The organism is Oceaniferula marina, assembly GCF_013391475.1.
In the GTDB taxonomy this organism is placed as follows: Bacteria; Verrucomicrobiota; Verrucomicrobiia; order Verrucomicrobiales; family Akkermansiaceae; genus Oceaniferula; species Oceaniferula marina.
In genome coordinates this window covers 737391-753386 of sequence record NZ_JACBAZ010000002.1, presented here as the reverse complement: position 1 = coordinate 753386, position 15996 = coordinate 737391, and the positions used below count along the sequence as shown (strand labels likewise).

The following is a 15996-nucleotide window of genomic DNA, read 5'->3' as shown; positions in this document are numbered from 1 at the left end:
CTTGAACGATAGAAAAGCACGACATCGTTCGTGGATCAGTTACAATCATCCAGATGGATTATAATGCAAGCCCTCACCCGTGGTGACACGGCTCAGCAGCCAGCAAACCAAGGCTACACCTGCTGCAACCCCAGAGAATGCATCACCTCAAGCATGCGCCTAGGAATCCGCTGCCCGCGGCCAGCTGGAAACTCCTGCCTCACGAGCAACAGACTCATACCTTCGTGGTGCTCACGCGCAACCAGCACACGACACTCACCCCTGACAAGGTCCCAATCCTCATGGGCCGCGCTGGTTCCACTCCGATGCCAAACATCCCATCCCGCCTGCTGCAAAGCGACCAAAACATCCTCCCGGTAAATACCGGTTTCTCCCCACCAGATCGATTCTTCCTCTTCACCATAATGGGCATCTTTTAGCGTCACCCACGGCTTGCGCTCCGATACTCGCTCGACATTCCAACGCCATCGCAGACTGTGACGCCACCTCGCAAATCCACGGATGCGAGGTTGCAAGACCCGAGCCACCGCCAACTTGAATCTTGCCATGGGACCATCAAAACCACTTGGCAATGCCCGCTGTGGCTGCACCGTCAATGACACCTGCTGATAGGCAGCCAAGCCCATCGCGCCGTGATAAATCACGCTTCCCGGATCGGCACACATCGCCCCCCCGGCATACACCCTGCCCATCCAACGAGCTCCGCCCGATCGCCGAAATTTTTCAGGGTGGTCACGCATCAGCAATGCCTCAGCCTTACCATAACCATATTGTTGCTTGAAATACCTCCACAGGGTCGTGCGCCGACGGTGCCACACAAAGGCGGCTCCACTGAAACCCATCCGAAATCCCGCCGCACGTAGACGCCAACAAAAATCCACATCATCCCCCGCCACCCGATAGTCGGCATGAAATCCTCCGATGGCTTGCAAGGCCCGCTTGCGCACCACCAAATTACAACCGGGTAAATGCTCTGCCTCCCCATCGTCAAACAACACATGGGTAGGCGCACCGGGAGCAGCTGCCACCACCGCCTCATCCACATGCTCCCAATAATCCGCATGTGGGGGAACCGGAGGCAGATTCGGTCCGCCGCAGGCATCCCATTGACTACGGACAAAAGCACGTGCCAACCAAGTCAGCCAGGCAGCATCAGGCTCACAATCATCATCAGTATACGCAATGATCTCACCACTTGCCTCTTCGGCACCACGGTTTCGCGCCGCACTCAAGCCGATATGTTCCACATTGATCAGGCGCACGCCTTCAAAACGGCCAACCACTTCCTCCGTATCATCGCTTGAGCCGTCATTCACGACGATCACCTCATAGTCAGGATAGTCAATCGCACAAATGGCCGACAAACAGGCATGCATCCGGTGCCCCCCATTGTGCGTACACACTACCACAGAAAAACTCGGAACCGATTCCAGAGCAACACCATCCTCAGGTGTCAGGACTGCCGGCAATCGTTTTGACAGGACTTCATAGGCCGGTTTTTCCCGACCGCTTACATCGGTCAGGCCAAAGGCCCAGTCATCCATGATCCTCTTCCCATTCAACCAGCGGTCAGACCACGCATAGACCGTAGTTCCCGCCATCCCGGAAGCCAAACACTCGTCCAACTGCCAGAGTAAAACCTCACGCTGCTTCTGCTCACTGCCGCGCAACGAATCCAAACCAAACTCAGAAATCAACACAGGCCGGTCACCGGCAACATTGTGCAGCCGAGGCAAATAGTCGGCAAAATCCTCCCTCCGCTCCAAATAAACATTCATCGCCGTAAAATCGGCATTGTCCGGCTCAAGATACTCGGTTGTCGGGTAATTCGCATAAGCAAACAAAAGCCGGGGTCGCTGACGCCGCCCCAAGTCAATCAAGCGCTCGATTGCCTGCCTGACCCGAAGCACCCCCATCCACCTCACCATGTCGGCAGGGACTTCGTTGGCCACCATCACGATCGCCACCGCCGGATGTGCCCCCCACTCGGCCAAACCCTGCCTCAAGTCAACCAGAGCCTCAGCAAACAGGCTGGATTTACGTAAAAAATCAGACCCCCACTGCCAGGTCAACCCGACAAGCACCCACAAACCATGTGCATGAGCCGCATCCAACATCGCGGGGTCCGGCGAGCCATAAATACGAACTGCATTGAATCCCGCAGCGGCGATCCTCTTCATCTCCTGCCCATGATCCGGCTGGGGGTCGGGAAACGGCCCATAGGTCACCGCCTTGAGAAATACCCGCTTACCTGCAGCACGGAAAAATTTCCCATCCACCTCCAATCGTTCCAATCCCCCCGATGTTTCCTGTTGCTGCGGCACAAAAAACTTATACACACTCTGCGTTCATACTTGAAACTGAAAACTGAAAACTTGAGACTACCTGCATGCTCCGCACCATCGACTTCGATTACCACCTGCCAGAAGAACTCATCGCGAGCCGCCCGCTCGATGACCGGGCGGCCTCCCGTATGATGGTGATCCACCGCGACAGCGGCATCATCGAACACCGCATGTTCTCTGATTTCTCCAGCTACCTCACCCCGGACGACCTCCTGATTCTCAACGACACCAAAGTCACACCTGCCCGCTTTTTTTCCAACGACGATAAAATCGAACTCGTTTGCACCCAAAAACTCAGCCCTCTCGAATGGGAATGCCTCGTCCGCCCCGGAAAAAAAATGAAACCGGGACGCACCGTGGAAATCGGCGAAGCCACCGGCACCGTCGAAGCCATCCTCGATAGCGGCAACCGCATCATCCGATGGGACCGCGAGGTCGATGAAGAAACCTACGGCCAACTCGCGCTCCCCCACTACATGAACAGGGAAAGTGACCGGGCTGACCGCGATCGCTACCAAACGACCTTCGCCCGTGAAGAGGGGGCCATTGCAGCGCCCACAGCCGGACTGCATTTCACCCCCGAGATCCTGGCCGGCATCCATCATCGCTTCCTCACCCTGCATGTTGGGGTCGGCACGTTCCGCCCGGTCAAGGCGGACTACATCAAAGACCACGATATGCACTCCGAGCGCTACTCCCTGAATCAGGAAACAGCCGACCGAATCAACGCCGTCAAACAATCCCCGACAGGCAAGGTTATTTCCACCGGCACTACCTGCACCCGTGTCCTCGAAAGTCTGGCCCGAGAATCAGCCACCCTTACGGAAATCTCCGGTGAAACCAACATTTTTATCCACCCGCCTTTCGAGTTTCAAATCGTCGACTCCCTACTCACCAACTTTCACCTCCCGCAAAGCACGCTGATCATGCTGGTCTCCGCTTTTGCGAACCGGGAGCTCATCCTCGAAGCCTACGCCAAGGCCGTAGAAGAAAAATACCGATTCTTCTCCTACGGTGATTGCATGCTGATCGTCTGATCAGTCAATGCGATTTGCTCCCGCTTCTACGCAGAAGATCCATCTTCTTCCGCCGTGCGTTCGCCCATTTTATCATTCAGATAGAGCAAGCCTGCGGTGTCGTCACCAACACGTTCGAGCAAAGCAATCACATCCTCGACACTTTTTTCCTCCTCGACCTGCTCGTCGAGGAACCACTGCAAGTGACTCTTGGTGGCATGATCATTCAGCTGGGTCGCCAACTCATAAAGTTGGTTAATGGACGCCGTGTTCTCACACTCCATATCCAGTGACACCTGAAACACCTCAAGCGGAGAAGAAAACTCCCGGCGTGGGCTAGAGATCCCCTCCAACACCACCTCTCCACCACGGTCCTGCAAATACCTCAATAATCGCATTCCATGCGCCTGCTCCTCATCATGCTGGTGCTGCATCCAAACCGCAAAGCCCTCCAAGTTCTGCGTATCAAAATACGCCGACATCGCCAGGTAATTGTAAGCAGCAGTGAACTCCTGGTTAATCTGCTGATTAATCGCGTCTTGTAGGTTCTGATGAATCATAGCTGATACCATGACCCATGGCCCATGCTTGTCAAGAAGCCAACTTGATCTCCAGAGTCCCACGCTCTCGCCCTTGCTCCATCCGGCGCTGCCAACGAATGGATTCAAACGTTCTCAAATAATTCAGAACCTTTCTTACTTGCTCAACATCCAGAGGATCATCGCCCTCATCAGAGGATTCGAGTTCTCCATCAGGTTCTCCGTCATCCTCGGATGAATCAGCCGCAAGAGCACGCTCGTTCGCCCGAGCCTCCTCCTCTAACTTCTCCTGTTCTTCTCGAACCCGTTGCTGTTCTTGTTCGGCAATCACAAGCCATGCTTCTGCCGCATCCCAGAGCAAATCAAAGCGTAGTTCAACCAAGGAACCATGAACCGTTGGCGAGTCCAATCCATCGCCCCATAAATCGTAGACCTCTTCAGCCCAATGCTTGGACGTCCCGATCATCATCAGTTCATCACTGACAGAAACACCAGGAACAAAATCATCACTCAAGGTCGGGAATGGGTAAAACCATGTGGTTAAATCACCTTTGCTCGCGCTCAGAAAATCAGGCATCGGCAACTCTGTCTCCGACAGAATGGATACATAATCGAGCACGTTTTCCACGGTGGTCTCCACATCATCATAAGCCGAATTCAAGGCAGCGCGATCCTTCACCGGGCGGGCAAGCATCACTCTCGGAACCTTACCCTGAGCAATAACCTGAGCGGGAAGCCCCGGCACTCTTGGCATCCCCCCATTGAAGTCCATCAACATCGCCACTTCACCATCCAATGCCTGCAAGGAAAGCTTACGATACGCACCCCAGAACCGAACCACCTCGGGAGCCACCACTTCATCATAGATTTTTTTAGATGACTCATACCACCCGGAGCTCTCCTCACTGCGCTCCAAAAATGCCAGACAACCACCGTCGATCATACCAGCAAGCAAACCCACCAAGGCTTCGGCATAGTCCATCTCCAAGGCCTGACGCTTCTGGTTCCCCATCCAATGGCATCGGAAAAACAAGCTACCCTCAAGCCCATCGGCAACGGGAACCATACGCAATGGCTTCGAATAATCCAGCTCGTCATTGCGAGTGCCCCCCACCGATTCAAAACGCAACCCCTGATCCCGGAAACACATCAGGAGATAATCATCCACCGGAAGCCGGACCCTCCGCTTCTCCATTGCGGCCAATGCCGAGCATTGCTCAACCAACACCTCACTATTCGGCAAGGTTTCCTCCTGAAATGCCTTCCCCAATGCCTTGAAGATTTTCTCCGAACCTCGCCACGTCTGAACCGAACGGATTAATTCATCACTCGCATAGAGGGCCCCGAGCAGACGACCGCCACCAAGCACCGAAAATTCCTCATTGGATGCCAGAGAACCATCCACCTGATCGACCAAATGCAACGCCTCCGCATTCTCTCCCATAAAAAACACCAGATGGTCATCCACTTTGCCAACCACGAAAATCAGGCTCATCGACTCCCATTTTTTTGTCCACTCCTCGATGACCTTACTAAAATCCATCCCTTCAAACGGTGTCCCTACCAGATCCTCCACCGCTTTACCGACATCCTCACCGAGTTCTTCCCCCAAGGCCTCATCCAAGTCTTCGCCCAGATTCTCTTGGTCAACGTCCTCCGCCGCCGCATTCAACCATTGACTCAGGTTCAATTCCACACCGTGAAACTCCGTCCCGTATTTCTCAAAACTCAGAGGCTTTACACCATTACCGTCGACTTCAGCGGCCTCCAGTCCCTCGACAAAATGCTCATACCACTCCTGCATACGCTCGTCAGGTGGCTCAAACCCCATATAAATGCTGGGAATTTGAACCGCCTCCCCCCCACTCTCCACAACCCTTGCCACGGTGTCCATTCCATTCATCCACTCCCCCAACCACTCTTGCATCTGCAACTCCTCAGCAAACAAAGCCGGGTTCTCCATTTTTAACAAATGCGCCAAAACCTTCACCCCCAATTTCATCTGGGTGGCATTCATATCCTGATAAACATCTCCGGCTAGCTCCACATTACTGGCCAAACCGCTTTCCACACAAAAAAATGCATTATCTACCAGCATCTCATTCATCTCCTGCATGATCTTATCCACCTCCTTTTGTTTTTCCTCCTTCGTCATGGATTCGTCCTCGTACTGAATCCATAGCCCGGCCGGATCAAAAGACATCAAGGCGTTGAACAGGTCGCCGGGATGATGCAAAGCGACATACAATTCGACCTCTTTCGGTAGGCGCGTGGCGAAGCCCAGTGCATCTTCACCCAAAACCGGCACCTTCACCACTTCCTCTGGGTTCTCTTGAGCCTGCAAACTTTCAACCACGGTCTCCCCGACCTCAGCCGTTGCCGGCTCTTTTTTTTGGCAGGCCACCAAGCCAAGCATCATCAACACCATCCACAGATAACAACGTTTCATGCCCGCTTTTAGCGACCCGGAAGCCATCCGTCAACCGACAGCGCCTATTCTAAAATCATTTCATCCAATTTTCATCTTCGCTTCATCAAAGGTTCACGAAGCTCTGACATCGTCCACAGCGTCATGAATCACACTCCACATCAAAACAACGATACCAAGGTCAATGAACAACACGTCAAACTCGTTCAAAAAACCAGCAACTTCATCTCCCGCTGGAGCGGCCCGTTTGTCTCCCTGATCAGCTACAGCCTGATTCTCGGGCTCGGACTGGCCGGCATCGGCCTGATGACCATCAGCGCTCTGGTCGGGTTGTTTATCGACTCAGGCAGCTCCAGCGGATTTGGTTTTCTGACCGGAGGCATCCTGCTAACCGCCGGCTGCTGCCTGATCCTCTGGAAACTGACCCGGGCCCTCACTCTGCTCTACCAAATCAGACAAAATGAAAATGCCGCCTGAGGGGTAACGGAATCAGGAAAATCGAATTACTCGCTTGCAATCTCCCCCGCAAGCATTAAGAAACCCGCGCTGTCAGGGCTGTGGAGTGCCGGCAGATGAATTTGGTCAGGACCGAAAGGTAGCAGCCACAGTTTGTCCGTCATTGCCGCAGTTCCTGGCAGTCTTTTTGTACCCTTCCGGGAGTTTCCAGTTTTCAGTTTGAAGTTTTCAGCGCCGGATGCGTAGAATCCGGCCATGTCCAACGATGATACACGTTCTCAGCTGAAATCCCTCCTGCTCGAAAAATCCGTCCGGACCGGCGAATTCACCCTCGCTTCCGGCAAAACCTCCGACCTCTACATCGACTGCCGGGTCACGGCAATGGACCCCGTCGGAGCCACTCTGATCGGAAAACTCGGATGGGAAACCGTCAAAGCCGAAATCCAAAAACAAGGGCTCGATGTCCAGGCCATCGGTGGCATGACCCTCGGAGCCGACCCCATCTCGCTCGCTGTCGGCATGACCTCTGCCCAGGATGAGAAGCCACTGCAGGTGTTCACTGTCCGCAAAGAGCCCAAAGGCCACGGCAAAGGAAAACAAATCGAAGGTAATTTCAACGACGGCGACACCATCGTCATCGTCGATGACGTCATCACCACCGGAGGATCCACGCTCAAGGCCGCCGATGTGCTTGAAGCGTCCGGAGCCAAAATCGCCTTTGCCCTGGTTCTCGTCGACCGCGAAGAAGGCGGCAAAGAAGCCATCGAAGCCCGCGGCATCCCCGTCATCTCACTCTACTCCCGCAGCACCCTGTTGGATTAAGTTTTTAAACCACGGAACACACTGAATGAAGTGCCAGTTCTAAGCTCATCGAATCCCCACCCTCTGTTTCCGTGAATTTTGCCTCACTGCGCTCGCCCTTCGGGCAGCCTGCGGCTGGCTATCTCCTCTACGCTCCAATTGTGTATTCCGTGGTAAATCATGAAGATTGAAATCATCAACACCGGCAGTGAACTCCTGCTTGGAGCCACGCTGAATACCCACGGCGCCTGGATCGGAGATGCGTTGTTCAGGCTCGGCCTGCGCGTTCAACGCCAAAACACCGTGCCCGATGGAGAGGCCATTACCTGCGCCTTGCAGGAGGCCATGAGCCGGAGCGATGCCGTCATCGTGACAGGAGGTATCGGCCCCACCAGCGATGACCTCAGCCGCGAAGCACTGGCGAAAGTTCTGGACCTCCCACTGGTCGAAGACCCTGAGGCGCTGAGAGCGATTCAGGCCTATTTCACCCGTCTCGACCGAGACATGGCCGAGGACAATAACAAACAAGCCTTCAAACCGGAAGGCTGCACATGCTTACCCAACCACAACGGCACGGCCCCCGGGGTCTACAGCCCTCCGGAGCTGAGCCCCAAACAAAACTGCTCCGTCTTCCTGCTGCCCGGTCCTCCGGGGGAGATGCACCCGATGTTTGAAAACGAGCTGATCCCCCGCCTGCTCGAACAAGCCGATAGCCTATCGGAGTCCTGGTCCCAACCGTCCATCCAGACCCTGCGTTTTACTGGCATCGGAGAAAGTGATTTCCACGCCCGTCTCAACCGGGCCTTTTCCCAGATCCCCCATTTGGAAATCGGCTACTGCGCCCGCCCGGGCGAACTTGATTTACGCCTGATCGGCAATCGCAACAGCATCGAAGAAGCGGCCGACCTCGCCCGGTCAGCTTTTCCAAAACAATGCTTCAGTAAGTCCGGCCAGTCGCTTGAAGAGCGTGTCGTCGAACTCCTCGGCAAACAGGGAAAACAGCTCAGCACCGCAGAAAGTTGCACCGGTGGCCGCATTGCCAACCGGATCACCGATGTCCCCGGTGCCTCATCCGTCTTCACCCACGGTTTTGTCAGCTACTCCAACGAAGCCAAACAAGCATTGCTCGGTGTCGAGCAGGGCTTGCTTGATCAATTCGGAGCCGTCAGTGAACCTGTCGCTCTGGCCATGGCTCAAGGCGCAAGAGAGAAATCCAGTGCTGATATCGCCGTCGCCGTCACCGGTATCGCCGGCCCGGATGGGGGAAGCGCAGACAAACCCGTCGGCACCGTTTGGCTGGCCGTTTCCACGAGTAAGCAAAACAAAGCAGTTCACGCCTATTACCCGCGTGGCCGGGAGAACTTCAAACAGCTAGTCAGCCAAAAGGCACTGGATTTGGTCCGACTCGCCCTCGAGCCCTAAGCCCTCTCAAAAACATTTTCACATACACCATACACCACACACAATGAAAGCGATCACACACACATCCCTACTTCTTTCATTGGCCACCTCAACGCTCTGCCTCCCCGCACACGCCGGGAACCCCGAGACCGACGTCTGGCCAAAACCTCAAAAGTCCGAAGTGCAAGCACCGGTCGGCATGGCAGCCGAGCAACTCGCCCCACAAGCGGTCAAACCATTCCCGGCATTGGTCGAAGCATTCAATACGCGTAAACTCAAACCAAGCGGCACGACCCCCATCACCACCATCGGTGGCGAAGCCGCAAAAACGCAACTCAAGGCCGCTCACATCAAGCCCATTGCCGGAGCCTACCTACTGACCATCTCGCCAAAGAAAATCACCATCACCGCAGCAGACCAGGCCGGCATATTTTACGCCACCCAAACACTGGCCCAAATGATCACAGCCGACGGCAAACTGCCAAGCTGCCGCATCGCCGACTGGCCGGATATGCCATTCCGAGGCTCAATTGAAGGGTTTTACGGAAAACCGTGGGAACACGAACGCCGACTCAGCCAAATCCGCTTCTACGGGAAATACAAAATGAACGCCTACATCTACGGGCCGAAAGACGACCCCTATTCCGGATTCAACTCCAACCTCTGGCGCGAACCCTATCCGGCGGAGCAAGCAAAACAAATCTCGGAGCTGGTCAAAACATCCCGTGAAAACCATGTCAATTTCATCTGGGCCCTGCATCCCGGGTCATCGATCCGGTGGGACGATAAAAATGGTGATGGAACTCCCGACGACATCATCACTGCCCAGAAAAAGCTCGAGGCAATGTATCAGCTCGGGGTTCGTTCATTTGCCGTGTTCTTTGACGATATCGGAGGCGAAGGCGCCAAGGCCGAAATGCAGGCGAAAATGCTCAACCAAATCAACCGCGATTTCATCAAGAAGAAAAAGGATGTCACCCCGCTGCTGATGTGCCCGACCGATTACGCGGGAGCCCATGGCAGCGATTATAAAAAGAGCCTTGGGGCAGCACTCGATAAGGACATCGACATCATGTGGACCGGCCCTCGAATCTGCGCAGATATCCCAGCGGACTCCGTCGAATCCGTTTCAGAGCACTGGCAACGCAAACCCTTCATCTGGTGGAACTGGCCCGTCAACGACTACTGCCGCTACAACCTTCTGCTCGGCCGAACCTACGGCCTGGACAAAGGAAACAAAGGCCAACTTTCCGGCTTTGCGTCCAACCCCATGGACAAACCGGAAGCCTCAAAAATTGCCCTCTTCAGTATTGCCAACTGGGCATGGAACATTGACGCCTTCGACTCCCAGGCTTCTTGGAAGGCTTCCTTCCCCCGCCTCTACGGTGATCTGGCAAAGCCGATGTTTGTTTTTTCCCAACACAACTCCGACCAAGGACCCAGTGTGCACGGATACCGCCGCGAGGAATCCGTAACGATCAAGCCCACCGTGGATAAAGCTCTCGAGCAATACCGTTCATCCAAACAACTAGGTAAAACCGAAGCCCAGACACTTTCCAAGGAATTTGCCAGCATCACCGAAGCCGCACAAACCATCATCCGCAACATGCCCACCAGCGACCCCGCGCTCTGGCATGAAATCGAATTCTGGGTCAAATCCTTCGAAGAGCTGGGTAAGGCGGGAACCGCCGCCGTCACACTCGCCTCCGGCAACGGTGGCAACGGACCCTCTCACATGGCGCTTTTCTCAACCATCGCCACAGCAAAAGCCCGGCAGCAGGCTTTTTCCGATGCTCAGAAGCAACGCCACTTTGAAGAAACCTTCCCAAGCGATAAAAAGTGGTCCAAAGGATGCAAAGTCGCCACCCTCGTGCTCAGCCCGCTGGTCGATGAGCTCTTCACCAGCGAGTGGGCCAAGGCATACAAACTGCTCGGAGGAAAAGCCAGCAGTGGAAGCTCCATCTACCGCGCCTTTTCCAATGTCGACAGCTTAAACAAGATCCAAGCCGAACGGGATGGCAAGTATGTCTCGCTGCAGCGCATTCTGGAAGTTGTCAAACTTGCCCCAAAAAAGCACATCGGTCTGGCTCTTCCCGAAGGAGTTCACGCCAACTACATCCACATTGTGCTCAACGATGCCAAAGCCGCGGAAACCTGCATCATTGAGGTGTCAAAGGATGGAAAAAAATGGACCACCTTCAATGCTCGAAAAAGCAACGGCGAGCTCCAGAACCCGGTGAACCCCAACGAGCAGATCCGCTACTTCCGCATGCTCAACCCATCCAGCACAACACTTGAATTCCGCATCGAGAAATTCAAGTTCGATGTTCCGGCCGACGCCAAAAGCAATTCCATCTCCGCCGCTACCGATGGCGACCCCACAAGCTACTACACCATCAACAAAGCTGAAACCTTCACAGGACCGGCCAAGGCAAAACAAGCTTACATCCTCACCGATGCTCCAGAAACCGCCATCAAGAGAAACGGAAACCAAGTGACCATCACACCCCCCAAAGAAGGCAAGCTCCATCTCTTCGAGATCCTTTGGAGGTGACCACCCCTTGTATCAACCAATGATTGGCAGGGCTGATTGGCCTCAATCAGCCGTCGCTAGCCACTCTAAAAAAGCGCCATTCACCCACCATCATACCCGGCTATCCAGGTTGAACACCTGGCCGGATGTGTGAGGCATCGAACGGTGCAAAAAACAAATAAAATCCCCGACTGCCTCCACCGTGTTATAACGGCCTAACACATGCCTTGAACGACTTGATTCTTTGACCGAGTCGGCCAAACCTTCGGTCATACGGGTTTCCAAAAAACCGGGGAGCACCACATTCACTCGGACATTTCTTGGGCCTAACTCTTTGGCCATCGATCGCATCATCCCAATCAATGCGGCCTTGGATGCGGCATAGTTCGCCTGCCCAGCCGGCGGATGCACCGCAGAATAACTTGAAATTAAAATAATGTGTCCACCTCGGCGTTTCATCATGGATCGAGCCGCCGCGCGGGCACAACGAAATGCGCCGTTCAGATTCACGTCCATCACCTGTTCCCAATCCGCCTCCGTCATTCGGGCCAGCGGCTTGTCCGCCGTCACGCCGGCATTACAAACCAACAAATCCAGGTCGTTCATCCCTTCCGCATAGGTCTGCACGGCATCGGCATCCCGGACGTCCAAATCGGAACTCCCCGGGGAAGCCACCTCCATGCCAGCGGAGCGTAAGGCAGCCGCTATGGCTTTACCCAAGCCATTCTTTCCACCGCTTACCCATGCCGATTGACGATTCACAAGCGTATTGTGAACGCCGCAAACTAAAATGCCCAACTCAAATTCGCATAAAAGAAGCGACCGGCGCCGGGGATACTTTCTCCCACCGCCACGTCACTCCCCGCCACGCGGTTCACTCCGGCCAAGTGAGGGGAATACGCTTCGTCGAACAGATTTTCCACCCCGATCTCGATCCGGGTACCTGGCTTCATGTGGTACATACCGCGCCAGTGGAGTAGCACATACCCCGAAGAACGCTCTTCGTCATTCAACTCTGAAACATCATTCTGGGAGGCCGCCCAGTCCATTTCCAGATGGGTCTCCCAGTCTCCCTTGTGCCATGCCAAATCAACCAAACCGTGCAATGGCGCAATCCGATAAAGATCATCTCCCGTGTCTTTGTTTTTGCCGCGGACATAACTAAGCTGTGCCGCCAACTCCCACTGCTCCGAGATCAGATAACGCCCGGCAAGTTCCGCTCCATACAACTCAGCTTCATCCAAATTTTCAAACTGAAGAACCGGTTGACCCGCCATATCCAGCCTCGCGATGGGAGACCCCTCAATATAATCGTGTACCTGATGATAGAAGGGTGCAAATGCCACCTCCCAACGCTCCTCCCGGTGACTCACACTGGCTGTCACTTGAAAGGAAGTCTCAGGATCCAAATCCGGATTGCCGAGGTAGGTCCGCCCATCAGCTCGTCCGGCACTGGCACTCAGAGGCGTCCAGAGATACCGCTCCAACAATGAAGGCGCCCGGTTCTTCACCCCGGCCGACAGCTCATAGCGGGTCCGCTCGTCCTGGTCCCAGCCCAAGGTCGCGGCAAGATCCAGCAGCACATCATCGTGCTCGCGGTCACCGGCATTGAATGCCGCCGCATCGGCCGCCACTGGAGGCGGGCCAAATCCGGACTCCACCCGGCCTGCTCGGGTCTCCACATAATCGGTCCGCAGCCCAAACAACCCCGACCATTCGTCCGACCAGGCTTGCTCCCACTCGGCAAACACTCCGGTCCGCTGACGACGGTTACGGGCAAACATGTCGCGGGTCTTCCCACTCATGACCTGAACCTGGGTGGCATCAAACTCATTCCGATGCCAATCCAGCCCCGCACGAAAAACATGTTCGCCCACCGGCATTTCAATCGAGCTCGCCAGCCCCACATCCCGACTATTGGATGGAGCCTCCATCCGCATTCTTGGCTCATGACGGATCGAATAATTATCCATCAAATGGTCAATCGAATGCACATAGACCCGGTTCTCCCATTTGAGATACTCCAACTCAGCAACCTGACGCAAGCCGGCATGCCAGGAGTCGGCTTCCACCATATCCATCGGTAAGACCGGAGTCCCCGCATCCCGGGTCCGGGACTGCCCGGCGTCCAAGACCAAATAACCATTTCCTGTTCGCAAGGTGGCATCCACCTCATTGTGCTGGCTGTCATATCCACTCGCTCTTACCCGGCCGCCGGGGAAGCGCAAATCATTCGCGGAACTCCATCCTCCCCGGTAGGAAAAAATAGCCTGCTCACTCGCCACCCCCATCTCGAGCCCGGCACCATAGCCATCATGGCTGCCAAGGTAATTCGCTGTGACTTCACCCGAAATCAAGCACTCACCTGCTGCCGCAAACTCAGGAACAGAGCGGGACAAACGCACCGTCCCAGCAAGACTGTCACCACCATAACGAACCGGTGTCACACCGGGAGTCAGAAACAATTCCGTCTCCGAACCCGCCGAAGCATAATGCATCGGAGGATCCATATGGTTCGGACAAGCCGGTGAAATCGTCATTCCATCCAGAAGCACCTTCACCCGGTCTCCAGATAAGCCGCGCATCTGAATAATCCCGGTCTGCGCACCATTCCGCACCACCGCTACCCCCGGGCTACGCTCCAGTAAAGAGGCTCCATCGGTGGCCCGAAGCCTCTGAGCGTCCAAACGCACATCCCGCTCACCCCATGCCCCCCAGTCCCCACGCCCCGTCATGATCAAGGGATCCAACTGGCCACGCATCGGTTCCGCATCCAGCACATTCAAAACTCCAAAGCCCACGATGAGCCCGAGGCTCTTATCAATCATTAATTTCACTCTTACTTATTCAGGTTAGGCCCTCTGATAGGGGCATCAGCAGACAAGGTCAAGCTCAGCGAAGACTCCACCCATTGATAAAATCAATTATCCATTCCTCCACAGCGAGAGAAACAAACGCTGCGGTCTCCATCAACACACCATGTTGTGTACAAGAGCAGGGCGAATTGCACTCAATCCGCCCTGCCTTCAAATAATGTACGTCTCTACCGGCATTGGAAAAAATGCCGTAAGGTCGTGTCAGCCAAATAGCTTAGACCAGCATCAATGCCGGGTTTTCAATCAACTTCTTGACCTCATTGATGAACTGAGCACCCACGGCGCCGTCCACCACACGGTGGTCACAACTGACGCCGATGTTCATCCGCAAGCCAGGCACAACCTGACCATCGACAACCACGGCTTTTTCGACAATCGCACCAATGCTGAGGATCACAGCCTGTGGCGGGTTGACGATCGCATCAAAGCTTTCGATTCCCCAAGCTCCGAGATTGGAAATAGTGATGGTTCCTCCGTCGAACTCATTTGGCAGCAATTTGCCTTCACGGGCCCGTCCTGCCATCTCTTTGACTTCTTTGGAAATCTGCAGCATCGACTTACTCGTTGCATCCTTGATCACAGGAGTCACCAAGCCGTCATCCACGGCCACAGCCACGGAGACACCGACTTTTTCAAATTCCACGATGCTGTCACCGTTGAAAGAAGCATTCACGGCTGGAACTGCCTGAGCGGCATTGATCACGGCCTTGATCACAAAATCATTAATACTGTATTTATTGCCGTGCGTCTGCTCTGCCTGAGCGTTCACTTGCTTGCGCAAGGTCATCAATGGCGCAACATCCGCTTCCACATGCAAATAGAAATGAGGGATGGTGGTCTTCGAGGTCAGAAGGCGGTCGGCAATAATCTTACGCATCGAACTCAGAGGCACTGTTTTGTCACCACTGGAAACGGTCGGGCTGATAGCAGCAGGGGCAGGAGCCGAGGCTGCAGGAGCTGGCGTCGAGGCCGCAGGGGCAGGCTTGGCGGCAGCTGGGCTTGGTGTGGCAGCCGGAGCTGGGATATCGACACCCTCTTTGCCTCCCACATCGGCTTTGACGATACGTCCACCAGGGCCGGAACCAACGATGGTGCTCAGGTCAATCCCTTTGGCCTCGGCGATCTTGCGGGCCAATGGCGAAACACTAACCCGATCACCGGAAGCGGTAACAGGTGGTGAAGAAGGTGCAGGAGCCACGGGGGCGGGAGTAGCGGGGGCAGCTGTAGCTGCCGGTGTGGCAGAGACGGCAGGAGCCGGAGCTGCTGCAGGGGCTGCCGCAGGAGCACCTGCGGACTCACCTTCTTCAAGCAGAATGCCGAGAACCGAACCAACAGGCGCTTTAGCTCCTTCTTCCACCAAAATCTCAGACAAGGTTCCTTCATCAAAGGCCTCCATTTCCATGGTGGCTTTGTCGGTTTCAACCTCGGCAATGATATCGCCGATTTCGACTTCGTCGCCGACTTTCTTATTCCACTTCAGCAGGGTTCCTTCCGTCATCGTGTCGGAAAGCTTGGGCATTTCGATTTTAATAGGCATAGGAAATTCTTGGTTGGTTCGCTGGCTACATCGTCCATGATCGCCTTCAGGGCAAGCCCAATCG

The 15996-nt window shown here is 55.0% G+C and carries 11 protein-coding genes and 1 other RNA gene; 6 read left to right on the top strand and 6 right to left on the bottom strand.

All coding sequences use genetic code 11. From position 1 onward, the window contains the following. Positions 1 to 113: 113 nt before the first annotated feature. Positions 114 to 2339 (bottom strand): glycosyltransferase, encoded by a 2226-nt coding sequence (locus HW115_RS20050; RefSeq protein ID WP_178931960.1) that lies wholly within the window; start codon positions 2337 to 2339, stop codon positions 114 to 116. A 50-nt stretch (positions 2340 to 2389) separates the two neighbouring features. Between HW115_RS20050 and queA the strand changes: the two genes are divergently transcribed. Next, entirely contained in the window at positions 2390 to 3382 is a 993-nt protein-coding gene (queA, locus tag HW115_RS07465) for a tRNA preQ1(34) S-adenosylmethionine ribosyltransferase-isomerase QueA (RefSeq protein ID WP_178931959.1), read from the top strand. A 26-nt stretch (positions 3383 to 3408) separates the two neighbouring features. On the opposite strand, the gene HW115_RS07460 is transcribed toward queA, so the two are convergent. Together HW115_RS07460 and HW115_RS07455 are read right to left on the bottom strand one after the other, a co-directional pair. After that, entirely contained in the window at positions 3409 to 3921 is a 513-nt protein-coding gene (locus HW115_RS07460; RefSeq protein WP_178931958.1) for a ferritin, read from the bottom strand. A gap of 31 nt (positions 3922 to 3952) precedes the next feature. Next, positions 3953 to 6349, bottom strand: coding sequence for a hypothetical protein (locus HW115_RS07455; RefSeq protein WP_178931957.1), 2397 nt, complete (start codon positions 6347 to 6349; stop codon positions 3953 to 3955). Positions 6350 to 6472: 123 nt separating this feature from the next. Here HW115_RS07455 and HW115_RS07450 point away from each other — a divergent pair, with 123 nt between their 5' ends. The 5 genes from HW115_RS07450 (at position 6473) to HW115_RS07430 (ending at position 11540) form a co-directional block, all read left to right on the top strand. Then, entirely contained in the window at positions 6473 to 6805 is a 333-nt protein-coding gene (locus HW115_RS07450) for a hypothetical protein (protein ID WP_178931956.1), read from the top strand. A 70-nt stretch (positions 6806 to 6875) separates the two neighbouring features. After that, positions 6876 to 6968: signal recognition particle sRNA small type (ffs, locus tag HW115_RS07445), an RNA gene on the top strand. A gap of 71 nt (positions 6969 to 7039) precedes the next feature. Beyond that, positions 7040 to 7606 (top strand): orotate phosphoribosyltransferase, encoded by a 567-nt coding sequence (pyrE, locus tag HW115_RS07440; protein ID WP_178931955.1) that lies wholly within the window; start codon positions 7040 to 7042, stop codon positions 7604 to 7606. 159 nt (positions 7607 to 7765) lie between these two features. Further along, entirely contained in the window at positions 7766 to 9007 is a 1242-nt protein-coding gene (locus tag HW115_RS07435) for a competence/damage-inducible protein A (RefSeq protein WP_178931954.1), read from the top strand. Between the two features lie 43 nt (positions 9008 to 9050). Further along, positions 9051 to 11540, top strand: a complete 2490-nt coding sequence (locus HW115_RS07430; RefSeq protein WP_178931953.1) for a glycoside hydrolase family 84 protein — start codon at positions 9051 to 9053, stop codon at positions 11538 to 11540. Between the two features lie 90 nt (positions 11541 to 11630). Here the strand turns inward: HW115_RS07430 and HW115_RS07425 are convergent, their stop codons facing one another. From HW115_RS07425 to HW115_RS07415, 3 genes are all read right to left on the bottom strand, one after another. Beyond that, positions 11631 to 12281: an SDR family NAD(P)-dependent oxidoreductase gene (locus HW115_RS07425; protein WP_178931952.1), complete on the bottom strand. Its 651-nt coding sequence runs from the start codon at positions 12279 to 12281 to the stop codon at positions 11631 to 11633. 23 nt (positions 12282 to 12304) lie between these two features. Beyond that, complete coding sequence (locus HW115_RS07420) at positions 12305 to 14347, bottom strand: TonB-dependent receptor domain-containing protein (protein ID WP_178931951.1); 2043 nt, start codon at positions 14345 to 14347, stop codon at positions 12305 to 12307. Between the two features lie 262 nt (positions 14348 to 14609). Next, positions 14610 to 15932: a pyruvate dehydrogenase complex dihydrolipoamide acetyltransferase gene (locus tag HW115_RS07415; RefSeq protein WP_178931950.1), complete on the bottom strand. Its 1323-nt coding sequence runs from the start codon at positions 15930 to 15932 to the stop codon at positions 14610 to 14612. Between the last annotated feature and the right edge of the window lie 64 nt (positions 15933 to 15996).